Origin of the sequence: Periweissella ghanensis, assembly GCF_918814755.1 — a bacterium.
Classification (GTDB): domain Bacteria; phylum Bacillota; class Bacilli; order Lactobacillales; family Lactobacillaceae; genus Periweissella; species Periweissella ghanensis.
In genome coordinates, this window is the sequence record NZ_CAKKNT010000013.1 from 15,136 (window position 1) to 37,376 (window position 22,241).

22 protein-coding genes are annotated in these 22,241 nt (G+C 39.2%); 4 read left to right on the plus strand and 18 right to left on the minus strand.

Features of this window, described 5'->3' with window-relative positions; genetic code table 11:
* Positions 1-95: 95 nt before the first annotated feature.
* The 6 genes from tpiA to rpsD all read right to left on the minus strand — a co-directional run bounded on the left by tpiA (position 96) and on the right by rpsD (position 6,676).
* A complete protein-coding gene (tpiA, locus tag LQZ76_RS05515; protein ID WP_230098793.1) occupies positions 96-851 on the minus strand; it encodes a triose-phosphate isomerase in 756 nt (251 codons plus the stop codon).
* Between the two features lie 127 nt (positions 852-978).
* On the minus strand, positions 979-2,181 hold the full coding sequence (locus LQZ76_RS05520; RefSeq protein ID WP_230098757.1) for a phosphoglycerate kinase: 1,203 nt from the start codon (positions 2,179-2,181) through the stop codon (positions 979-981).
* A gap of 138 nt (positions 2,182-2,319) precedes the next feature.
* Positions 2,320-3,342, minus strand: a complete 1,023-nt coding sequence (gene gap / locus LQZ76_RS05525) for a type I glyceraldehyde-3-phosphate dehydrogenase (protein WP_230098758.1) — start codon at positions 3,340-3,342, stop codon at positions 2,320-2,322.
* Between the two features lie 207 nt (positions 3,343-3,549).
* A complete protein-coding gene (gene arcD / locus LQZ76_RS05530) occupies positions 3,550-4,965 on the minus strand; it encodes an arginine-ornithine antiporter (RefSeq protein WP_230098759.1) in 1,416 nt (471 codons plus the stop codon).
* Positions 4,966-5,092: 127 nt separating this feature from the next.
* Positions 5,093-5,920, minus strand: coding sequence for a Cof-type HAD-IIB family hydrolase (locus LQZ76_RS05535; RefSeq protein WP_230098760.1), 828 nt, complete (start codon positions 5,918-5,920; stop codon positions 5,093-5,095).
* A gap of 144 nt (positions 5,921-6,064) precedes the next feature.
* Entirely contained in the window at positions 6,065-6,676 is a 612-nt protein-coding gene (gene rpsD / locus LQZ76_RS05540) for a 30S ribosomal protein S4 (protein WP_230098761.1), read from the minus strand.
* Between the two features lie 323 nt (positions 6,677-6,999).
* On the opposite strand from rpsD, the gene LQZ76_RS05545 reads away from it, so the two are divergent.
* The 4 genes from LQZ76_RS05545 (at position 7,000) to LQZ76_RS05560 (ending at position 9,857) form a co-directional block, all read left to right on the plus strand.
* Positions 7,000-7,467, plus strand: coding sequence for a DUF1694 domain-containing protein (locus LQZ76_RS05545; RefSeq protein ID WP_230098762.1), 468 nt, complete (start codon positions 7,000-7,002; stop codon positions 7,465-7,467).
* A 4-nt stretch (positions 7,468-7,471) separates the two neighbouring features.
* Positions 7,472-8,740 (plus strand): replication-associated recombination protein A, encoded by a 1,269-nt coding sequence (locus LQZ76_RS05550; RefSeq protein WP_230098763.1) that lies wholly within the window; start codon positions 7,472-7,474, stop codon positions 8,738-8,740.
* 298 nt (positions 8,741-9,038) lie between these two features.
* Complete coding sequence (locus LQZ76_RS05555; RefSeq protein ID WP_230098764.1) at positions 9,039-9,326, plus strand: hypothetical protein; 288 nt, start codon at positions 9,039-9,041, stop codon at positions 9,324-9,326.
* A gap of 81 nt (positions 9,327-9,407) precedes the next feature.
* Positions 9,408-9,857: a universal stress protein gene (locus LQZ76_RS05560; RefSeq protein WP_230097468.1), complete on the plus strand. Its 450-nt coding sequence runs from the start codon at positions 9,408-9,410 to the stop codon at positions 9,855-9,857.
* Positions 9,858-9,894: 37 nt separating this feature from the next.
* Here the strand turns inward: LQZ76_RS05560 and LQZ76_RS05565 are convergent, their stop codons facing one another.
* The 12 genes from LQZ76_RS05565 to whiA all read right to left on the minus strand — a co-directional run bounded on the left by LQZ76_RS05565 (position 9,895) and on the right by whiA (position 22,231).
* The gene (locus LQZ76_RS05565; RefSeq protein WP_230098765.1) at positions 9,895-10,719 is read right to left on the minus strand and encodes a hypothetical protein; all 825 of its coding nucleotides are present in this window, start codon (positions 10,717-10,719) and stop codon (positions 9,895-9,897) included.
* 22 nt (positions 10,720-10,741) lie between these two features.
* Positions 10,742-11,263, minus strand: coding sequence for a GNAT family N-acetyltransferase (locus tag LQZ76_RS05570; protein ID WP_230098766.1), 522 nt, complete (start codon positions 11,261-11,263; stop codon positions 10,742-10,744).
* Between the two features lie 621 nt (positions 11,264-11,884).
* On the minus strand, positions 11,885-12,844 hold the full coding sequence (gene manA / locus LQZ76_RS05575) for a mannose-6-phosphate isomerase, class I (protein ID WP_230098767.1): 960 nt from the start codon (positions 12,842-12,844) through the stop codon (positions 11,885-11,887).
* 140 nt (positions 12,845-12,984) lie between these two features.
* Positions 12,985-13,449: a MarR family winged helix-turn-helix transcriptional regulator gene (locus tag LQZ76_RS05580; RefSeq protein ID WP_230098768.1), complete on the minus strand. Its 465-nt coding sequence runs from the start codon at positions 13,447-13,449 to the stop codon at positions 12,985-12,987.
* Positions 13,450-13,524: 75 nt separating this feature from the next.
* Complete coding sequence (locus LQZ76_RS05585; protein ID WP_230098769.1) at positions 13,525-13,827, minus strand: hypothetical protein; 303 nt, start codon at positions 13,825-13,827, stop codon at positions 13,525-13,527.
* Positions 13,828-14,021: 194 nt separating this feature from the next.
* Positions 14,022-14,726: a glucosamine-6-phosphate deaminase gene (gene nagB / locus LQZ76_RS05590; RefSeq protein ID WP_230098770.1), complete on the minus strand. Its 705-nt coding sequence runs from the start codon at positions 14,724-14,726 to the stop codon at positions 14,022-14,024.
* 301 nt (positions 14,727-15,027) lie between these two features.
* Entirely contained in the window at positions 15,028-16,857 is a 1,830-nt protein-coding gene (gene glmS, locus LQZ76_RS05595; protein WP_230098771.1) for a glutamine--fructose-6-phosphate transaminase (isomerizing), read from the minus strand.
* Positions 16,858-17,076: 219 nt separating this feature from the next.
* Positions 17,077-18,447 (minus strand): phosphoglucosamine mutase, encoded by a 1,371-nt coding sequence (gene glmM / locus LQZ76_RS05600; protein WP_230098772.1) that lies wholly within the window; start codon positions 18,445-18,447, stop codon positions 17,077-17,079.
* Between the two features lie 11 nt (positions 18,448-18,458).
* A complete protein-coding gene (locus LQZ76_RS05605) occupies positions 18,459-19,571 on the minus strand; it encodes a CdaR family protein (RefSeq protein WP_230098773.1) in 1,113 nt (370 codons plus the stop codon).
* On the minus strand, positions 19,571-20,401 hold the full coding sequence (cdaA, locus tag LQZ76_RS05610) for a diadenylate cyclase CdaA (protein ID WP_230098774.1): 831 nt from the start codon (positions 20,399-20,401) through the stop codon (positions 19,571-19,573). The genes LQZ76_RS05605 and cdaA overlap by 1 nt, the downstream gene beginning before the upstream one ends.
* Positions 20,402-20,570: 169 nt before the next feature.
* Entirely contained in the window at positions 20,571-21,161 is a 591-nt protein-coding gene (locus tag LQZ76_RS05615) for an ATP-dependent Clp protease proteolytic subunit (protein WP_230098775.1), read from the minus strand.
* 113 nt (positions 21,162-21,274) lie between these two features.
* Positions 21,275-22,231 carry a DNA-binding protein WhiA gene (gene whiA, locus LQZ76_RS05620; protein WP_230098776.1) on the minus strand — a complete coding sequence of 319 codons (957 nt, stop codon included), beginning with the start codon at positions 22,229-22,231 and terminating at the stop codon, positions 21,275-21,277.
* Positions 22,232-22,241: the final 10 nt, after the last annotated feature.

Below are 22,241 nucleotides of genomic sequence, written 5' to 3' on the forward strand. Positions count from 1 at the left end.
TAATGTTTTACCGTCTTTAATTGTATAAGTTTTACTAGTAAATTACAATGATAATCCATCAGTTTATCCATAATTTCACATGAATATTACAAACTTTACTTTTGTTGGTAATTTACAAGTTGGAGGAAAATATCTGGGTCCAATGAGGCATCCCCGACTAAAACTCCATCAATATTTGGCATCGCCATTAATTCGGCTTGATTGTGCGGTTTAACTGAGCCCCCATATAAGACGCGCACTTGATCGGCTGCTTCATCCGAAAACATATCTGCGACGGTTTGGCGAATTAAATAACACCCATCTTCAGCTTCTTTAGCACTCGCCGCCGCGGCCCCAATGGCCCATGAAGGTTCATACGCAATCGTAATTTTATCAGCATCTTCAAGTGCGACTCCCTTGAGGGCTTCAATAACTTGTGACACCACCCAGTGAACCTTTTCATTTGATTCACGTTGGCCCATTGTTTCATCAACACAAATAATTGGCCGCATACCGTTACGTAAGACCGCTTGGACTTTATTATTCACCATTTCATCGGTTTCACGGAAATATTTCCGTCGTTCACTGTGGCCAATAATAACGTAATCGACCCCTAAGCTCGCCACGGCTTTAGGACTCGTTTCCCCCGTAAAGGCCCCTTGATTTTGCCAAAAAACATTTTCAGCGCCAATTTTAAGGGGCTCATCCTTGGTTTCAATCATCATTTGGCTTAAAAATAAACTTTGCGCACAAATTAACGCTTCAACTTCCGCTTGATCAGGCAGCTTACCAGCAATCGCCTGTAAGAAAGCCAATGCTTCTGGTAAGGTCTTATTCATTTTCCAGTTTGCTGCTACAAAAGGTGTCCGCATCATTTTACCTCCATAATGCTATATTTAATTAAAATGATACCATATCTCAAGAAATTAAGGCTGTAGATAGCAAAAAAGCGCTTGATTCGATGAATCAAACGCTTTTAATTTATCACAATAATTGAGCTTACTTTTCTGAGATAGCAGCAATACCAGGAAGGGTCTTACCTTCAAGGTATTCAAGTGATGCACCACCACCAGTAGAAATGTGCGTAAGCTTGTCAGCAATGCCTAATTGTTGAGCGGCCGCAGTTGAGTCACCACCACCAACGATTGTCGTTGCACCTTCAAGAGTTGCAAGGTATGAACCAACTTCAAGGGTACCCTTAGCAAAGTTAGACATTTCAAACACACCCATAGGTCCGTTCCAAACAACTGTCTTAGCACCATCTAAAGTGTTCTTGAAAAGTTCAATTGACTTAGGTCCAATATCAAGACCCATGTAACCATCAGGAATGTCACCGTCAGTAATTACAGTCTTAGCATCGTTTGAGAATGCATCGGCTGCAACAGCGTCAACTGGGAGCACAAGTTTGTCACCAGCTTTGGCAATTAATTCCTTAGCTAATTCTAATTTGTCTTCTTCAAATAATGAGTTACCAATCTTCTTGCCGTTAGCAACGTCGAATGTGTAAGCCATACCACCACCAACGATAACTTTGTCAGCTTTTTCTAACAAGTTTTCGATGATACCGATTTTATCTGAGACTTTCGCACCACCAAGGATGGCAACGAATGGACGAGCTGGGTTTTCAACCGCACCACCCAAGAACTTGATTTCTTTTTCCATTAAGAAACCAGCGGCAGTTTGGGCGATGTTAGCAGCGATACCAGCGTTTGATGCGTGCGCACGGTGCGCAGTACCAAAGGCATCGTTAACAAAAACGTCACCAAGTGATGCCCAGTACTTACCAAGTTCTGGATCATTCTTTGATTCGCGCTTAACAACTTCACCGTTTACAACGTCTTCAAAACGAGTGTTTTCAAAGACAAGCACTTCACCATCTTTTAAGTTGGCGATAGCGTCTTCCAAAGCAGGACCTTCAGTAGCAGGAACAAAGTTGACTGGTTTGCCAAGCAAATCAGCTAACTTTTGTGCGACTGGCTTCATTGACAAGGTTTGCTTGTCTTCTTCTGACTTGATACGACCCAAGTGAGAGAAAAGAATAGCACGACCGCCATTTTCAATCACGTACTTGATTGTTGGCAACGCAGCCACAATCCGGTTATCGTTAGTAACGACACCATCTTTCAATGGAACATTGAAATCAACACGCATAAGGACTTTTTTGCCCTGTAAATCTAAATCAGAAACAGTTAACTTAGCCAATTTAGAATCCTCCTGAAATTTTTTATCAACAAGTTTTGGCTGTGCAAAGATACACAGCACCTGTAACCATTTTAACACCTTGTACACCAAATCACAAAAAAAAGATGACATTAAGTCATCTTTTCTTATTAGTTATAATTAGGCTTCAAGAGTTGCGAAGTGAAGCAAAGTACGGATCATGTTTGAAGTGAAACCGTATTCGTTATCGTACCAAGCAACAGTCTTAACTAATTGGAAGTCACCGGCAGTAGTAACTTCAGTTTGAGTTGGGTCAAATACTGAACCGTGTGTGTCACCAATGATGTCTGATGATACGATTCCGTCTTCGTTCCAACCAAAGGCTTCGTTACCTTCAGTGTGCTTCTTGATTGCTTCGTTAACTTCTTCAGCAGTAACTTTCTTTGAAAGAATTGAAACCAATTCAGTCAATGAACCGTCAACAACACCAACACGTTGGGCGTGACCTTGAAGTTTACCTTGTAATTCAGGAACTACAAGACCGATAGCCTTAGCGGCACCAGTTGAGTGAGGAATAGTGTTAACTGAAGCTGAACGGTTGTTACGGCCTTTTGAACCGCGAGGACCGTCAAGGATCATTTGAGTTGAAGTAAATGCGTGAACAGTAGTCATAGTACCAACTTCAAGACCAAATTCTTCGTTCAAGAAGAAGGCCATTGGTGCAAGACAGTTTGTAGTACATGAACCAGCAGAAACGATCACATCGTCCTTGTCCAAGATGTCCAAGTTAACACCAGGAACAACAGTCTTAATAGCACCAGCAGGAGCTGAGATCAAGACACGCTTTGCACCAGCGTCGATGTGCGCTTGTGATTTTTCTTCTGAAGTGTAGAATCCAGTACATTCAAGTACGTATTCAACACCAGCTTCTTCAACCCACTTTAAGTCAGCAGCGTTACGTTCGGCGTAAACTTTGTATTCCTTACCGTCAACGATAATTGAATCTTCAGTAGCTGAAACTTCAGCCTTCAAAGTTCCATGAGTTGAGTCATACTTCAAAAGGTATGCCAACATTGATGGACTAGTCAAATCGTTAATAGCAACCACTTCGATATCTGAAGCAGTGTCTTTCAATTCAAGAATACGACGGAATGCAAGACGACCAATACGTCCGAAACCGTTAATACCAACCTTCACAGTCATAGTAAATTCCTCCAACAGAATTAGTTTTTTAACAGTTTTTATTGTACGCCAGAAAAGATAATTTAGCAATATAAGTGCTAAACAAATTTAAGCTATCTTGCATTTTACTATTACCTTAACGTGACAAAAAAAGCCTATTACAATAGGCTTTTTACGGTTATTTAGTGGTTTGTAAATATTTGATAAAAATATCACAACTAAGTTATATTAAAGGCTTATTTTCCCCATTACTAAACCACTAATTGCTAAAATTGCACACCCGGCAATTAAAATTGTAATCCCGATTTCGTGCTTAGCCATCTTATGTTTTCCGTGTGCTACTTGCCGTGCTTGGCGGTAGAAGTAAATCCCCGGGATATACGCAATCATCGCTAATAAGATATATTGAATCCCCGTTAACCCGATACCAATCATTTGAAAGGCAATCGCAACCACCCCGACAAACAATTGCCACTTAGCGTCTTTTTGCTGCCAATTTTGAATGGAGTGTTTGATCTGGTATGCAGCTACAAAACAATACGTAATCACAATCGCTGCGGTACATAATGACGCCGCAAAATTATACGCTTGATTGGTAAATAATAATGAACACAAGAATAATTGTACGAGCACTTGCGTAATTAATAGAGCCGTATTTGGGGCACCAAACCGATTTTTGTGGGCAAAATATTTTGGTAATAAATTGGCTTCACTCATTAATAAGACCGTTTCAGCTGGTAACATGGTCCACGATAACCAAGCGCCCAAAATTGAAATTACCAAGCCTAAACTCATAAAAGCACCCCCAATTGGGCCAACCATGTGACTAAATAAGTACACCAATGATGGTTGTGGCAATTGGGCTAATTGATGTTGATCATAATAGCCGTATGGTAAAAGTGAGACGATACTATATAAAAGAATTAACGTAATCACCCCAATAATAGTCGCTTTACTAGCATCACTCTTAACACGGGCCCGTGATGACATCATTGTTGCTCCTTCAATCCCTACAAATGACCACATCATAACCATCACACACTGTTTAACCTGGGGCCAAACTAAGTGATTACTAAAATTATCATGGATGTTACCCCAAAAATCAGCGGTAAATAGGTGGCCATTAAACATAACAATCGCAACCACCATAAAAACGAATAATGGAATCAACTTACAAATTGTGACAATCGTGTTGACGGCAGTCGCTGACTCAACACCCCGACTAACAAACCAATTTAAGGCCCACGCAATAATTGAAGCTAAAATAATTGATGGAATATTTTGGCCACTCTTGAAAATTGGTAAAAAATAACCAATTGAACTAACTAAAATGGTCGCAAATGCCACGTTGCCAACCCAAGCCGATAACCAGTAACCCCAGCCACTTAAAAAACCTGCAAAGGGACCAAAGCCAGCTTCCGCATAGGCAAAAATCCCATCAAGATCGGGCCGTTTATTAATTAAATTACTAAAAGTTAAGGCTAAAGCCAAAATACCGATCCCCACAATGCCCCAAGCAATTAACATCGGACCTGGTGCGGCAACTTTGGCAAAATTACTGGTAAACGTAAAAATTGCGGTTCCAATCGATGAACTAATAACCAATGCAATTAACATCGGTAAACTAATCCCTTTTTTATTCATGTAATTTATCCTTATTTCTCTCTACTATTTTAATGTCATAAATGAATATCATAGCACATATATATCCTTGATGCATCGTTAACACTCCGACACTTCAAATAAAAAAGCTACCGTTACCGGTAACTTTTTATTCAGCAATTAATTGTTCAATTACTGCTAAAACACCTTCTTCATTGTTCGTTGGTGCTAAATGATGCGCAATTGCTTTAACATTGTCATGCGCATTTCCCATAGCATAACTGTGTGGTGTTAATTCCAACATAGCAATATCATTTTCATTATCACCAAAGGTCACAATTTCATCAGCAGCAATATCATATTTATCTTGAATCATTTTAATTCCAGTCGCCTTATTAACATGACCGACCCCAACTAATTCAATATTAAAACCCGAATTTAAGCTCGCTAATTGTGTAGGCAATTTAGCCCGAAAATCCGCAATTACATCTTCAAGATTGGGGGTTTTACTTGAAAAACGCACCCCAATCTTAGTTAGTCCTTCACCGACCGTAGCACTTGAAATCGCAGTTAAATCATCAACAGTTGCTAAATCACTAAAGTATTCGGCAATTACCGCTTGAACTTCCACGGGGGTCCCACTAGCAACATATGTCTTTTCAATCCCGGAAACAATCACTTGGCTAATATATTCCGCTGGAAATTCAGCAATTACCGCAAAAACCTTTCGAATCAAAGCGTCATCAATCGGTGCGGCGGCCAAAAATTCATCCCCATCGTGTACAACCGAACCATTTTGGGAGATAAAGAAAATTTCAGCATCAATGCCGGCAAATTTTCCTTGTAAACGTTGGTATTGAGATCCACTAGCTACAGCAAATTTAATATCTTTAGCAGCTAATTGCGGTAATAAATTCTGAAACCGTTGGCGGTTAAATTCATTTTGGTCATTTAAAAATGTCCCATCCATATCAACTGTAATTAGACGTATACTCATAGTTTCGAACCTCTTTAATTAATTTATCAGTTCATACCGTAACATTTATAAGTAAAGAATGCAAAAGCGTTAAGAAAATTTTAGACAACAAAAAAGCAATCGACAATGTCGACTGCTTTTTTCCAAGCACATGGTAACCAAAGATTAGCCAAGCTTGTTGTAGTATTCAACCACAAGGTTTTCTTCGAATTCTGCATCAAGTTCTTCACGTTCTGGTAAACGTACTAATGAACCCTTCAATGCTTCAGCATCAAATTCAACGAATTGTGGACGAGCAACAGTTGCTTCAACTGAAGTAGCAATGATTGCCAACTTCTTTGACTTGTCGCGAACTGAGATTTCTTGACCAGGCTTAACTTCGTATGATGGAATATCAACACGTCCGCCATCAACAAGGATGTGGCCGTGGTTTACCAATTGACGAGCTTGGGCACGAGTAGTAGCCAAACCTAAACGGTAAACAACGTTGTCCAAACGAGTTTCAAGCAATACTAAGAAGTTAGTACCGTGAGTACCCTTACGAACCTTACCAGCTTTTTTGAACAAGTTTGAGAATTGACGTTCGCTCAAACCGTAAGTGAAACGGATACGTTGCTTAGCGCGCAATTGTGTACCGTATTCTGAAAGCTTACCGCGACGACCTTGACCGTGGTCACCAGGTGCGTATGGTTTTTTAGCAAGTTCTTTACCTGTACCTGACAATGAAACGCCAAGACGACGTGAGATACGGTACTTAGGACCAGTATAACGAGACATATGAATGTCCTCCTATTTTATGAATTATATTTTTGTTATCTAATAATTCATGTGAACTCAATATTCGTGTAGCTCAGTCTACGCCGTTCACCTTACAGCTACGGTTACTTGGTTTCCTAAAAAACAAAGGTGGTTGACTGTGCTATTGACGAGCTTACCGTTCACTGCTGCCTTATTAAACACAAAGAGTATCATACCATAGTTTAGCTTCGTTGCCAACCAATTAATCACAAATTCAGTATATTACTAGCGGTGGGGCATTTTACACCAATTTCAATTAACTGGTATAATAAACCTAATACCGATCATAAAGGAGTTTTTTTATGCCCACTGATGAAACAAATAATCTCAGCCAGCACCTTGATCATGCCCGCTATGGTGATCAACAATTAAATCCCGATGAACAAAACGCGTATCTTGGTTCATTTAAAGAACGGGTTTATTTTATTATGACGGTTGCCCAACTTAATCAAGATAATTATTTACAAGAATGGCAAGCAGCTTTTAAGCAACAACCCACGGCTACCTTATTAATCAATGGTAACTTACCTATTGATCAACTAACCCCGTTTTTGAATTTAGCTAAACACACTAACTTTCCCATTCAATTAAAAACCGATGCGCGTTACCACACCGCACCTGAAAACGTTGCCCTTGCGTTAGTTAATTTAACCACCGCCGTTTCTAAACCGGCCCAATCAATTCTTAGTCTGCGTCAACAATCACCTGAGCCAGCTGCCCCCGCTCAACCCAAATTATCGTGGTGGCAAAAACTTTTCAAAGGAAAATAATGTTATGCAGCAACCTTTAGCATTTCGAATGCGGCCCAAAAACATCGCTGAAATTGTTGGTCAACAACAACTTGTCGGTGAAGGGCAAATTATTAATCGGATGGTTAAAGCCAAGCGGCTCTCTTCAATGATTTTATATGGCCCGCCTGGTACCGGAAAAACGAGTATTGCTAGTGCCATTGCCGGTTCGACTAAATATGCATTTCGAATCTTAAACGCCGCCACTGATACTAAAAAAGACATGCAAATTGTCGCCGAAGAAGCTAAAATGTCGGGCACCGTCATTTTACTACTTGATGAAATTCACCGACTGGATAAAACTAAGCAAGATTTCTTGTTACCCCATCTAGAAAGTGGGGCGATTATCTTAATTGGTGCTACAACTGAAAATCCATATATCACTATCAATCCGGCGATTCGTTCCCGAACCCAGATTTTTGAGGTCCAACCACTGGCCCCAACCGATATTAAATTAGCCATTGAACGGGCGTTAACCGATAGTGAGCGTGGTTTAGGGCAATACCAAGTCGATCTAGCACCAGCTGCGATGGAGCAATTAATCACGGCCACAAATGGGGATTTACGGAGTGCGTTAAATGGCCTCGAATTAGCCGTCTTATCAACAGATCCTAATCCAGATGGCGTGATTGAGTTATCGTTGAACACGATCCAACAAGTGCTTCAAAAGAAAACGGTTAGTGCTGATAAAGATGGTGATGCCCACTACGATGTCATTTCCGCCTTCCAAAAATCAATTCGGGGGAGTGACGTTAATGCTGCCTTGCATTATTTAGCCCGCTTAATTACCGCCGGGGATTTACCAATCATTATGCGCCGCCTCCTTGTAATTGCGTATGAAGATATCGGGCTCGCTAATCCAACTGCTGCTGCCCATGCCGTTAGTGCTGTTGAAGCAGCCAACAAGTTAGGCTTACCTGAAGCGCGCATTCCATTAGCTAATGCCGTCATCGAGCTCGCCTTATCTGCTAAATCAAACGCTGCCAACGTTGCTATTGATAATGCATTAGCCGATATCGCTAGTGGTCGGGCTGGCAATATTCCACCGCATCTACGGGATGCCCATTATCAAGGAGCAGCTAAACTAGGCCGGGGAATTGGTTATAAGTATCCCCATGATTATCCAAATGACTGGGTTAAACAACAGTATTTACCTGATAATTTACAAAATGCGGATTATTTCCAACCCAAAGGTAACAGTAAGTATGAAGCCCAATTAAAGGAAATTGCCCATCGTTTACGTAATCGGCATTAACTTAAACAAAAGGGTTTATTTTACAGTAAATGTTGCTATAATTTAAGTAAGGATTTCTAAGGTATACGCGAAAATCTACTTATTTCAGCTTTGCCTTACAAGTAACTACATTTCGGTCGCGGACGGCTTTAAATGCACGTATGCCACACATTTGGTAACGTAATTTTATTGCTTGAGGTGACCACCTCGTTTATCGGGGTCAAACTGAATGATTTTCTAACGGTACCATATTGGTGTTCTGGAGTAGGGTTGCCCCCTACTCTTTTTTTATATTTTTTTACAGAAAGGAACTAGCAGCATGTTACTCGTTCTTGTCACTTTTTTAGGGGTCGTTGTCCTGTTTATTGGTGGTTATTTATGGCACCATCAACGTACTAACTTATTAGGTATTGCAGTTGCTGAAAACCCCCAGCTAACTAAATTTTGTCGTTTTTATGGCCGCTTCTTTATAATTTTAGGTTTACTAACCATTATCGTTAATTTACTAGGTTATCTAGTATTTGCGGCCATCTTAGTTATCATTAGTATGCTCGCAACCATGGCACTTACTTGGCAATTTAGTACTTTCTTAAAACATTACTTATGATATCATTTGTTTAAAATACAATTTTAAATTATAATATAGATAGTTAGAGCACCATAAAAAATGAAAGCTGAGGTATCTATTATGTTAGACCAACGTTATTTAAATATTCTTATTCCCGTTGACGGATCAAAAGAAGCTGAATTGGCTTTAGACAAAGCAATTGCAGTAACTCTTCGGAATGGTAACAATGCCCACTTGCACATTTTGCATGTTATCGATACGCGGGCGTTCCAAAACGTTTCATCATTTGATACTTCAATGGTTGAAGAAGTTTCTGAAACTGCTAAAAAGACCCTTGATGGCTATGTTGAAAAAGCTAAAGCAGCCGGTATTACTAATGTGAGCTACACTATTGAATATGGTTCACCAAAAGCGGTCATTGCTAAAGAAGCACCTAAAGCTGTTAACGCTGACTTGATTATGATTGGGGCAACTGGTCTGAACACCGTTGAACGAATCTTAATCGGTTCTGTTACTGAATACGTCACACGCGTTGCCGATGTTGACGTTTTAGTTGTTCGTACTAAATAAAAATAAGCATCTAACTGATTGTTAGATGCTTATTTTTTTACTTATTTTTTAAACGTTGGTCTAATACGATAACCGCATTAGTAAAGCCTGCGTGAAAACTTTGACTTTTGTGCCAAACTTTCATTTTTCGAGAAAGCACCATTACTTGCGCATCAAGCCCGTGGAGCCGCATGTGCCGTTGTAATAGTTCATAACCCACCATGGCATACATGTAATGTAATTCATCATGTAGTTCTTGGCGTTCTTGATATTGCCGTAATAACGCTAATATTTTAGCAAAAGTCCGTTCAAACTCCGTATCTTGTGCTAAATTCAAATAAGCAATCGCTAACTGCATGTTAACCAACAATTCAATGCGAATATACTGAGTTTGGGCAACTAATTTTTCAAGTCGGACTTCACTAGCAACAACCTGTTGATACTGACGCCGAAAATTAAGTAAAACCAAGTCATAAGCATGGTAACGTAATTTATCAATTACATCAATTAAATCCCGATACTTAATCACTTCTAACGCCGCTGCAAATTGCCGCTTATTGTCATTTAAATACGCTCGTGAAACTTTCGCAAAGATATCACTATCAACACTTTTAGTTATGCCGCCCACCATGTCAAATTGCTTACCAAAAACGGTCATCGTCTTGAGACTCATTATCGATGTATCGCCATTCAAAATCTTACTTACAACTGGTTGGCAAATATTGCCACCTGCTAAATCAACTTGTTTAATCTTATGCAGCTTATCAAGTTCAATAATTAAAATATTGGTATCACGAAAATCAATGTTAACCGTTACCGGTTTACTGAGCTTAGGACTTTTGTCGTTACTTGGATATAAACATACGTGCGGGGGCGTTTTCATTGGCTCTTCCTCGAAAATAAATTTATTTCATATATTCGTAAGCGTAACGTAATTCACCGTCATTGATAAAAATATGGCCCGTTAAAACAAAGCCAATTTTATTTAATAAATATTGCATGCGTTTGTTATCTGGATGGGTATCAACCCGAACACTTTTAGCATCCGGACCGAGTTCTAAACTTTTTTCCACCGCAGCGCGTAACATTCGTTCACCTAGTTTTTGACCACTAACTTCACTACTTACAGCCACCCGGTGGATTGTATAATAAGGTTCGTCGTTATTTAACCACGCCCCATTTTCAATAATTTGATATGCTTGATCCAAACCATCAATCAATGCAATAAACCCAACTGATTCATCATCGAGTTTTGCGACATAAAGATGTTCTTCTTTCATATCATTTTCAAAGTCAACTTCACTTGGATAACCCATTTGCCATTGATTGATTCCGTCAGCTTTAAGCAATGCTTTTGCCTGGTTGGTAATCTTCATGACAATTGGTAAATCGGCGACTGTTGCCACTTGTAATTTTAATTCAGACATGTCGTTTTGTTCCTTTACCGATACCATAAAATTTTATTGCAGCGTAAATTATATAGTAGATTTGTCTACATAACAATGATTTTATCTAATAAATAATGTAAATTTGATAAACCCAATCAGCAGCATTTTCGATACTTATTTTACAATTGCTTTCAGATTAATTTGTTAACAAACTATCGATTTAAGTAATAGTAATTCCTTATTACTAAATCGGTTATCTACTCCTTAAATTTAAGCTTTTTTGACTTCTTTTGCAAATAAAAAAGCTAGGCAATCTCTCGCGAGTCACCTAGCCGTACTACAAAACTACTGGAAGAATCATGCCACTTTATGATCACTAATCCAACCTTCATAAACTGGTCTTAACTTTTACCGTTGACGATTTGCACTTTCCACACTAAATTAAAGATTTTCATCGTATATTGTTTCATTGAAAGCATTACCAAATCTACACGCCTAGCTAGAGTTGTATCACCAAAACCGCTCTAGACTTGAACGAATCTTCGGCGGTGTGTCCGCAAGTAAACTTATCCGGTGGCACTACCTAATTGATTCTTCCTTATGACTATATATTATCATGTAAGCGTTTACTTTGCAATTTAAAAGCTTACTTTATGCACTTTAATTATTGGGTTGGCTTAAGACGACCGTTACGTCGCCGTCAATCGACCATTCCAAAACATCACTTGGTAAAATCAACCCTTGACCCTTGGTTAAGGGATATGTTTTTTCAGCAACCGTTAATGTCCCACTACCTGCAATCACCACTGCTAAGGTATATGTCGTGGCTGGTTGAGTAAAGGTTTGTCCTGGGCGTTTAATATCCCATTTAACGACATTAAAGTATTTTTCATCAGCTAACAACGTTTTCGTATTACTGCCAACCACTTGACTAGTTGGGTGCACCGCACGTTCTTTTGAAGGGACATTAATTACGTTAATCGCATCTTCTAAATGTAATTCTCGTAATTGCCCCGTCGTTTGATCAACCCGATCAAAATCATAAATCCGATAAGTTGTATCAGAACTTTGTTGGACTTCCAGTGCTAAAACGCCGGCACCTAAGGCATGGACGGTACCTGATGGAATATAGTAAAATTCACCCGGCTTTACGGCCACTTGGCGTAATAAATGTTCCCAATCTTGATTAGCAATCATCGTTGCTAATTCAGTATGAGTTTGCGCATTATGGCCATAATAGATTTTAGCACCGGGCTTAGCAGCTAAAATGTACCAACATTCTGTTTTACCTAATTCATTTGCATGGGCATGCGCATAAGCATCATCCGGGTGTACTTGAATCGATAAATCCTCTTTGGTATCCAAAAATTTAACTAATAAGGGAAACTTTTCAGCTGTCGCACCACCAAATAACTCTTTATGGTGTTGCCAAACATCAGCGAGCGTTTGATTAGCATATGTGCCCCCACTGATTGTATCAACCCCATTTGGGTGAGCGGAAATAATCCACGCCTCCCCAACATGATCACTAGCTAATTTAAAATCAAAAAATTCACCGAGGGCGGTTCCTCCCCAAATTTTGTTATGTAGTTCTGGAATTAAGAATAATGGTTCTGCCATAATATGCCTCCATAGTTTAGATAACTAAATTGTAACCGTTTTCTTTTTATATGAAAAGGCTTTCATTGTAAAAATTATTACTGCACAAAAAAAGTGGGTCACTGACAAGCAATCCACTTCCATTGATATTGTATATTTTATTATTTACTCGTTAAGCTTGAATCTTCACCTTTAGACTCTTTGGTAACTAACTCACCAAAATCAAGAATAAATTCTAAAATATCTTCGGCACGTTCAGTTCCAAACACATCAATCCAGCCATTAAAGCGATCACGCATGCGTTTACTAATCACCCGTTCAGCTTCTTTACCATCAGTTGTTAAATGTAAAAACATCCGTCGGCGATCATGAACATCCGCTTCCTGATAAATATAATTACGTTTCAAGAGTACTTTAATTTGACGTGAAACGGCCGCCCGCGTGACATTTCGTTCATCAACAATATCAGTTAATGTAACTTTTTCACGCCGCGCAATTTCACGAATGATTAAATATTGTTCAAACGATAAATTAAAGCGGGCTGCTGATCGTGCAACAATATCACCTAGGTATTTTAAATACACTAAATACGCATCTATGTACTGTTCTAACAATTCTGTCTTCATGTCTGGCCCTCCTTTCTATTAACGGTGATAATAGTTAAAATACCACGAATTTAGTTAACATGCTATACAAATATATTAACCAACCTTATTTTCCGTTAAAATCGCTTGTATTTCATGCTCCATTTGGGCATCTTTTAGCCACTCATCCCAACTAGTCATTTCCCAAGTGGGCATTTGATGCCGTTGATTCACTAATTGTTCATATAACTCAACATGTTTAGAGTGGGGAATATTTAACTTTAAAATTCGGACTTCCTTAATGAAGCCTTTTTCAGCAGCGGCTTCAGCGCGGCCATTATGGGTTAAATTACCAATTTCAATATATTTTGTATTATCTAAGCGTGTGATTTCTTCAATCAAATCTAAGACTTCATTCAAGCTACTGTCCTCCGTGTTATACTCACTTAACATTATACCACGACAATATAAAAACCTTCCGTCAAAAGACGAAAGGTCGGCATAAGAGAGAAAGAGAATTGATTAGAAGGTAAGAATTACTTCTTACTGCTATTATAATACAAAATTATGTAAGCGCTGTCAATACTAATTCATCAACTAATTGATACTTAATTTTAAGCTAACAAACTTGCCGCCGCTTCATCAATAATCACAATGACATTGTCGTGGTTTTGTAGCACTGAAGCTGGAACATCTTCGGTCACAGGACCTTCAATCATGTTCTTAACGGCTTGCGCTTTATTTTTACCAAAGGCTTCAACTAAGATTTGTTTTGATTGTAAGATTTCGGCAATCCCCATACTAATAGCTTGGGCTGGAACATCATCACGGCTAGCAAAGAAGCGTGAATTAGCTTCAATCGTTGAATCAGTCAAATCAACTACGTGAGTATTGGCAGTAAATGATGTTCCTGGTTCATTAAAGCCAATGTGACCATTTTGACCAATCCCTAAAATTTGTAAATCAATTGGGTGGTTTTCAATGATTTCATGGTAGGCCTTTGTTGTAGCAGCTAAATCACTCGCATTACCATCAGGTAAAAATGATTGCGCAAAAGGCTTTTTACTGAATAAGTTTTCGTTCATAAAGTAGTGGTAACTTTGATCATGGTCGGTTGATAAGTTAACGTATTCATCCAAGTTAATTGACGTTGCCTTAGAAAAATCAAGGTCACTGGCCGTAATTTCTGCATACGTTGTCAATGGTGTACTACCGGTTGCCAAACCAAATGTCTTGGCGCCATTTTCAAGGGCTTCTTTAAAGATTTCAAATCCGGCTTTTCCACCTGCTTGTTCATCAGTTACTTTAATAATTTTCATGATTAGTACTCCTTCTTTATTGGTATATACCAATAATACAACTAAAGTTCCTTTTCGACAAGTGGTATAGACCAAAAATAAGTAATTTATTTACTTATTTTACCTGATTCAACAAAAAAGGGGTTGTGACATAACTCTTTTCAAATACTAAATTGCTGCCAAAACGCGCTCCAGAAGTCCGCTATATTCGAAATACGACAAAATCCTCTACGAAGAATTTCTTCATAGAGGATTTTTAGTGTATTTCTCGATATCGCCCGACTTCTGTCACAGCTCCTTTAGTTTAATACTTTTAAAAATATTATTGAACTGTCACTGACTTAGCTAAGTTACGAGGACGGTCAACATCTAACCCACGGCCTAATGATGTGTAGTATGACAATAATTGAACCGGAATTGTGGCCAATAAAATTGCCAATTGATCAACTACCACCGCATCATCATCAGCACTATCCACTGATGGTAAGATGACTTGGTCTTCAGCATGCGCCACTTGTTCAGTTGCAATAACTAAAGCATGTGCGCCCCGTGCTTGTGTTTCAGCTAAGTTTGAACGTGTCAATTCAGCTGTTTTAGGTTGCGTAATTAATGCAATCACGGGCGTGTTGTCTTCAATTAACGCCAATGTACCGTGTTTTAATTCACCCGCGGCAAAGCCTTCAGTGTGAACATATGAAATTTCTTTAAGCTTTAAAGCCGCTTCCAATGCTAATTCAGCATCGTTAGCACGCCCAATGTAAAAGGCACTTGAGGCATCCACTAAGTAATCTTTGGCTAATGCTTCATAGTGTTCTTTATCTTGTAAGATTGCTTCCATCGCTACGGCAATTGCTGCTAATGGGTGCGCCACTGATACTCGGTTATCCGCCATTGCTTGGGCTAAGAATGCTAATACAGTGATTTGGGCGGTGTAGGCTTTCGTTGAGGCCACTGCAATTTCAGGGCCTGCTAATAATGGTAAGGCATACGTTGCTTCACGAGCCAAAGTTGAGTTTGGTACGTTGGTTAAAGTTAATGATTTAAAGCCTTTTGCTTCAATCATTTGTAACACTTCCCGTGAATCAGCGGTTTCACCAGATTGTGAAAGGAACACAAAGAATGGGTTGGCTTCAGGAATGTAACTGTCGTAAGCAAATTCAGAAGCAATTTCAACTTGTGTTGGGCGATTAGCAATCTTTTCAAACATGCGTTTACCAATTAATGATGCATGGTAAGATGTTCCGGCGGCCACAATATAAATGCGATCAGCTTGTTTTAATTCCCGAATAATCGCGTCATCAATGGTTACTTGCTTAGCATCATCTAAGTATTCGTTAAGTAATGTCCGAATAACATTTGGTTGTTCTTCGATTTCTTTTAACATGTAGTAAGGGTAAATGCCCTTATCAGTTTCTGATGCATCAATTTCAATAGTAAATGATTCGTGCTTAACCGGTTGGCTAGCTGCATCCAAAATTTCAATATCAGTTCCTTTAATAATGGCCATTTCACCGTCATTAAGGGCCATAAATTCGTGTGTGTATTCTAACATCGCAGCAGCATCAGATGTGACCACTGTGAAGCCATCCCCAAGCCCTAATAACAATGGACTCTTGTTACGAGCAACGTAAAGGACATCCGGATTTTGGTTATCAGCTAAGACAAATCCGTATGAACCAGCCCCGATTAAAGTTAAGACTTTACGGAAAGCATCCGTTACTGTCAAACCATCTTGCTCAACAAATTTAGCCACAAGTTGCACAGCTACTTCGGTATCAGTTTCTGATTTAAATTCAACCCCTTGAAGGTAAGTTTCTTTTAATTCACGGAAGTTTTCAATCACCCCATTGTGAACTAAGAAGAAACGACCAGATGCTGATACGTGCGGATGAGAATTATGCGCACTTGGAATGCCGTGAGTTGCCCAACGCGTATGCGCAATTCCAGTGTTTCCATGAATATCTTTATCTGCTACTAATGCTTCTAATTGATCAACCCGACCTTTTTCTTTAAAGAAAAATTCTTGATTGTTGGCACTATCATTTACATATACCCCAGCTGAATCGTAGCCACGGTATTCAAGTTTTTGTAATCCACGTAACAATACTGGTAATGCTACTCGGTTCCCAGTAATTCCGACAATTCCACACATAATTTCACCTCTGTTGTTTTAATGGTATAGCTAGATAATACACTCATACAAAAGCTTTTGTCAAACTTTTTGCACATTGGTATAGACGTTTACTAATTAAAATTAATCGCTAATTCTCATCATATGATTAATTTTCCTTATTAAATCAAGGTTTTAAATGCTTTTCAAAGGACAAAAAAAATCGTTAACCAACTAATTAGTTAACGATTTTTAGTGTTTTTATTTGATCCCTACTTCAGCTTCAACAACCGCCACAATACGATCAACATATTCTTTAACGGCTTCTTCAGTCTTGGCTTCTGCCATTACACGTAACAAGTTTTCAGTCCCACTTGGCCGTACCAAGACCCGACCTTCACCGTTCATTTCGGTTTCAACTTGTGCAATAATCGCTTGAATCGCTTCATTTTCAAGAGCCCGTTTTTTATCCGTAACGCGCACATTAATTAATTGTTGTGGATATTCAGTGACTTCAGCAGCTAATACTGACAATTTTTTGCCGCTTTCTTTCAAAATATGAAGTAACTGAATGGCGGTTAGCATCCCATCGCCGGTCGTATTCCAGTCAAGAAAGACGATGTGCCCTGATTGTTCACCACCAACGTTGTAGCCATTTTTTAACATTTCTTCAACGACATAGCGATCACCAACGGCGGTTTTAACGGATTGCATCTCGTTTTCTTCAAGTGCTTTATACATGCCGATGTTAGACATCACAGTTGTTACCACGGTGTTTTTCTTCAAGCGACCGTGTTCATTCATGTACTTACCCGTAATGAACATAATTTTATCACCATTAACAATATTACCAAGTTCATCAACAGCAATTAAGCGATCACCATCACCATCAAAAGCAATCCCAACATCAACCCCTTTTTCTCGCACTAAGGCAGCTAACGCTTCTGGATGGGTTGAGCCAACCCCGTCATTAATATTGGTACCGTTTGGGTTAGTGGCCATCGTAACAAAATCAGTTCCTAAATCAGCAAACAAGTGCGAAACTAGGCCTGATGTAGCGCCATTAGCTGCATCAATGGCCACGTTCAAACCTGATAAATCATCTGGAATTGTATCTTGGAGAAATTTAGTATACTTCAAAGCACCTTCAGGATATTCAGATACTGAACCTAACCCCACTGCTGCAGGCCGTGGTAACGTGTCTTGGTCAGCATCCAGTAACTGTTCGATTTCAAATTCAAGTTCATCAGATAATTTAAAGCCATCATTACCAAAGAACTTAATTCCATTATCTTGTGCTGGATTATGTGAGGCCGTAATCATGACCCCGGCATCCGCTGATTGTGCCCGGACTAAGTAAGCAACTCCTGGTGTCGTCATAACCCCTAAGCGTAATACTTCAATCCCAACTGATAATAAACCAGCGACTAATGCATGTTCCAACATTTGCCCAGAAATACGTGTATCGCGAGCAACTAACACTCGTGGTTGCCGTTCTTGTTGTTGGGCGTGTTGGGTTAAGACATAACCACCTGTTCGACCAAGTTGAAAAGCTAATTCAGGTGTAAGCGTTTGGTTAGCAATTCCACGGACCCCATCGGTTCCAAAGTATTTTAAATTAATTTCTGACATATTGTTATTCCTTATTTATTATTTTTTGTTGTTACTTGCGCTGAGTCTTCATTAGCATCTTGATCTTGACTGACGGCATCTTTACTATCAGTACTTGATGCGCTACTACTACTGCTACTACTGCTACTACTTGCATTGCTATGATTGCCGTTGGGTTGAATATTAACCGAAATCGTCGCGGGCTCAAATTGTTTAACCCCTTCAAAACTTTGAATAGCGACTTTTTTAGTTGTGTTAGTCGTTATTCCCGACACATCAACTTGGACAACAACTTGTTTAATATCATTCAAGACTTGCTGTTTACCAAAAATACTAATTTCGTTAACATTAGCAGTTAGCGTATAACCACTGGCGTTTGTACCAATCGCTTTGAGTTGGACCGGAATGGCCTTCTTCCCATTACCTGGGGTGATTGGTAAATTGACGTTGGTAATTTGAGGCGTCATCACGACATCTACTAAATTACCATTTGAATCCAATGCTTGCAACTGCACGCGCTGATTTATAGATTTTTTAGTATTGTTTGGAATAACGAGTTGCGCCACAACTTGTTGGACGCGGGCGACTTGTTCGGCAGCCCCCGTAATTTGAACCGTTTGAATTGATGACTTAGGATTACCAATATCATAACCTTGGGCCACATTATCCTCATTATATTGAACCTTGACCGGAATATTACGTGTCGCACGTTGGGCTAAATTAATCGAAATCTTACTTGGGATTACTTGTGCCACAATGTCTTTAGTTAACCCTCGGACTTTTAAAGTCACCGTATGGTTACCTAAGGTTAAATCGCGGAGATTAGCATAAACTTCAAAATTTTTAGTATTAATTGCCGCCGTTACTAACGCACTTGGACCACTCAATTGAACGGTGACATTTTCTGGGGCGCCCGTGACAAAGTATCGAATATCATTTACATCTAATTGTAACGGTAAATTAACTTTCGCCTTGCGTTGCGATGCTAAGGATGAGAAGAAATTACCGGAATTAATTTGTTGTTGGGCTTGATTATTTTGTGATCCTTGATTCGTTGAAGACACATAGACAAATAATGAAATTGCTAAAATCAATGAACCAGCTAAATATAAACCTTGATCTTTTAAAAATTTAATTAGTCGCATTATTTTTGGCCTCCTTGAAATAATTTTTCAAAGAAAGCAATTAGTGGGGCCTGCTTAACCAGTTCTTTATGCACTAATTGCTTGCGGAGCATATTTAAATAATCCGCTTGGTCTAAATCACGAATCAATTCATTATTTAGGGTAAATGAAACTTCTCCGGTTTCTTCTGAAATAACAATTGTTAAGGCATCCGTTACTTCACTAATCCCAACGGCTGCCCGGTGGCGCGTTCCCAATTCTTTGGGAATCGTACTACTTTCAGAAAGCGGCAAATATGCCGCGGCAACTGCAATCCGGTCACCTTCAATAATTACTGCACCATCATGTAACGGTGTATTGGGAATAAACGTATTAATTAATAACTGCCCGGTGACATACGCGTCCATTTTAATTCCCGTTTCGACGTATTCTTCAAGGCCCGTATTACGCTCAATCGCAATTAAGGCCCCAATCCGGCGTTTGGCCATGTATTGAATTGCAAAATCAAGCGATTCAACCACATGTTCGGCTGCTTCAGTTTCTTTATTCGTCCGTGTAAAGACCGAACCACGGCCTAAATGTTCCAAGCCCCGGCGAATTTCTGGTTGGAAAATTACGACTAAGGCAATTACCCCCCAGTTAATAATTTGATTCATAATCCATGAAACGGTATTAAAACCAATCCATGCACTAAATAATTTGATAATAATAACAATTGCTACCCCACGCATTAATTGCACCGCACGGGTTCCTCGTAGCAAAAGCATTAACCGATAAATTACAAACCACACGACTAAAATATCAATTAAATTAATCGCATTACGGAATGTTATTAAATTTTCGATGGCCACACATCAATCCTCGATTCCCAAACTTTTGATACTAAATATTATAACACGATTACGTTATTTAATAAGACACTACCCGTAGTCCCAACGCGAACTTACCCTTTAACGGTCGTGATAGTAAAAAAACTAGGAGTATTTTCTCCTAGTTTTTTATCGTTTATCATTAGCTCGTTTATAAATCGGCCGCTGATGTCATCACTTTATCAACTAAACCATAGGCCAAAGTTTCTTCAGCATCCATCCAGTAGTCACGTTCAATATCAGCTTCAACCTTTTTAAGATCTTGGCCAGCATTTTCAGCTAATACTTGGGCTAACTTGTGGCGAGTTTTAGTAATTTGTTGGTAAGCAATTTCAATTTCAGTTTGTTGACCTTGCGCACCACCCATTGGTTGGTGAATCAAGTATTCAGCATTTGGTAAAATAAAGCGTTTACCCTTCGTACCTGATGAGGCAATGATCGTTGCCATTGAAGCGGCTAATCCGATAACGACGGTTTGAATGTTTGACTTGATGAAGTTCATCGTATCAACAATTGCCATCCCCGCGGTTACAACTCCACCAGGTGAGTTAATGTACATGTAAATGTCTTTTTCTGAGTCTTGGGCGTCCAAGAAGAGGAGTTGGGCCACAATGGCATTTGCCATCCCATCTTCAATTTGACCACTAACCATGATAATCCGGTCTTTTAAAAGCCGTGAGTAAATATCGTAAGCACGTTCACCACGAGCTGACGTTTCAATAACTGTAGGTACTGGATACATAATTGATCCTCCTTAAATAATTCTAGCAATCAAATAGTTTGACTGCTAATCCACTTTGTTTATCTTACCGCAAAGGTCAAAACAGGTCAAACAATAATATTAATTAATCGTGATTAACGTTTTTTGGTTCCTGGTAATGGTAAGCCTTCGCGCAACGCTTGGGCATACTCATTAATTTTACGTAACCGATGATTAACCCCCGATTTTGAAATCGGTCCATCAGGTACAAAATTCCCTAATTCGCCCAAACTAACATCCGGGTGATTTAACCGGGCTTCAGCAATTTGGCGTAACTTAATTGGTAAGCGCATCAAGCCAATTTGATCCTCAATTAAATTAATATTATCAATTTGCCGCGCACTTGCATCTGCAACTTTATTAGCATTCGCTTCTTCGGCATTTGTGAGGCGATTAACGGAATTTTTGATATCTCGCATAATCCGAACATCTTCAAATTGCAACATACTATTGGTTGCCCCAATTAATTGTAAGAAATCGGCAATTTTTTCAGCTTCTTTTAAATACACAATGTAGCCTGAGCGACGTTCGGTTGTTTTAGCATTTAAATGATACTCATTCATTAACGCGGCTAATTGTTCATTATGAGCTTGATACAAGGAATAAATTTCTAAATGATACCGACTTTTTTCGGGATTATTAACCGAACCAGCGGCTAAAAACGCCCCCCGTAAGTATGATCGCCGTTCAGAATCACGTTGTAATAACGCTTTAGGCATGTCTTCATTAATTTCAAAGCCCTTCATAATTTGTAAATCATCAAGAATTTGTTGTACTTGGTATTTTAAGCGCACAATATAAACATTATTCTTTTTAAGTTTCATTTGCCGCCGAATCACAACTTCCGCTTCAACTTTATAAAATTGCTGCAGCAAACTATAAATTCGCCGAGCTGTGGCAGCATTTTCGGTTTGCACGTTTAAAATAAACTGACGGTTACTTAGCCCCAAAGCCCCATTCATGCGAATTAAAGCTGATAATTCAGCCTTTGCATTATTTTCATGGACTTCTAAACTGGTCAGCTCTTTTTTAACGTCACTTGCATATGACATTCCATGTTTC

Excerpts from the sequence above, each read along its gene's own strand:
- LQZ76_RS05545 (WP_230098762.1), top strand. The coding sequence starts at position 7,000 with ATGCCCACTGATGAAACAAATAATCTCAGCCAGCACCTTGATCATGCC.
- nagB (WP_230098770.1), bottom strand. The coding sequence starts at position 14,726 with ATGAAAATTATTAAAGTAACTGATGAACAAGCAGGTGGAAAAGCCGGA.
- LQZ76_RS05555 (WP_230098764.1), top strand. The coding sequence starts at position 9,039 with ATGTTACTCGTTCTTGTCACTTTTTTAGGGGTCGTTGTCCTGTTTATT.
- glmS (WP_230098771.1), bottom strand. The coding sequence starts at position 16,857 with ATGTGTGGAATTGTCGGAATTACTGGGAACCGAGTAGCATTACCAGTA.
- LQZ76_RS05605 (WP_230098773.1), bottom strand. The coding sequence starts at position 19,571 with ATGCGACTAATTAAATTTTTAAAAGATCAAGGTTTATATTTAGCTGGT.
- manA (WP_230098767.1), bottom strand. The coding sequence starts at position 12,844 with ATGGCAGAACCATTATTCTTAATTCCAGAACTACATAACAAAATTTGG.
- tpiA (WP_230098793.1), bottom strand. The coding sequence starts at position 851 with ATGCGGACACCTTTTGTAGCAGCAAACTGGAAAATGAATAAGACCTTA.
- LQZ76_RS05565 (WP_230098765.1), bottom strand. The coding sequence starts at position 10,719 with ATGAAAACGCCCCCGCACGTATGTTTATATCCAAGTAACGACAAAAGT.
- arcD (WP_230098759.1), bottom strand. The coding sequence starts at position 4,965 with ATGAATAAAAAAGGGATTAGTTTACCGATGTTAATTGCATTGGTTATT.
- LQZ76_RS05580 (WP_230098768.1), bottom strand. The coding sequence starts at position 13,449 with ATGAAGACAGAATTGTTAGAACAGTACATAGATGCGTATTTAGTGTAT.
- LQZ76_RS05560 (WP_230097468.1), top strand. The coding sequence starts at position 9,408 with ATGTTAGACCAACGTTATTTAAATATTCTTATTCCCGTTGACGGATCA.
- whiA (WP_230098776.1), bottom strand. The coding sequence starts at position 22,231 with ATGTCATATGCAAGTGACGTTAAAAAAGAGCTGACCAGTTTAGAAGTC.
- LQZ76_RS05570 (WP_230098766.1), bottom strand. The coding sequence starts at position 11,263 with ATGTCTGAATTAAAATTACAAGTGGCAACAGTCGCCGATTTACCAATT.
- gap (WP_230098758.1), bottom strand. The coding sequence starts at position 3,342 with ATGACTGTGAAGGTTGGTATTAACGGTTTCGGACGTATTGGTCGTCTT.
- rpsD (WP_230098761.1), bottom strand. The coding sequence starts at position 6,676 with ATGTCTCGTTATACTGGTCCTAAGTACCGTATCTCACGTCGTCTTGGC.
- LQZ76_RS05615 (WP_230098775.1), bottom strand. The coding sequence starts at position 21,161 with ATGTATCCAGTACCTACAGTTATTGAAACGTCAGCTCGTGGTGAACGT.
- glmM (WP_230098772.1), bottom strand. The coding sequence starts at position 18,447 with ATGTCAGAAATTAATTTAAAATACTTTGGAACCGATGGGGTCCGTGGA.
- LQZ76_RS05550 (WP_230098763.1), top strand. The coding sequence starts at position 7,472 with ATGCAGCAACCTTTAGCATTTCGAATGCGGCCCAAAAACATCGCTGAA.
- LQZ76_RS05535 (WP_230098760.1), bottom strand. The coding sequence starts at position 5,920 with ATGAGTATACGTCTAATTACAGTTGATATGGATGGGACATTTTTAAAT.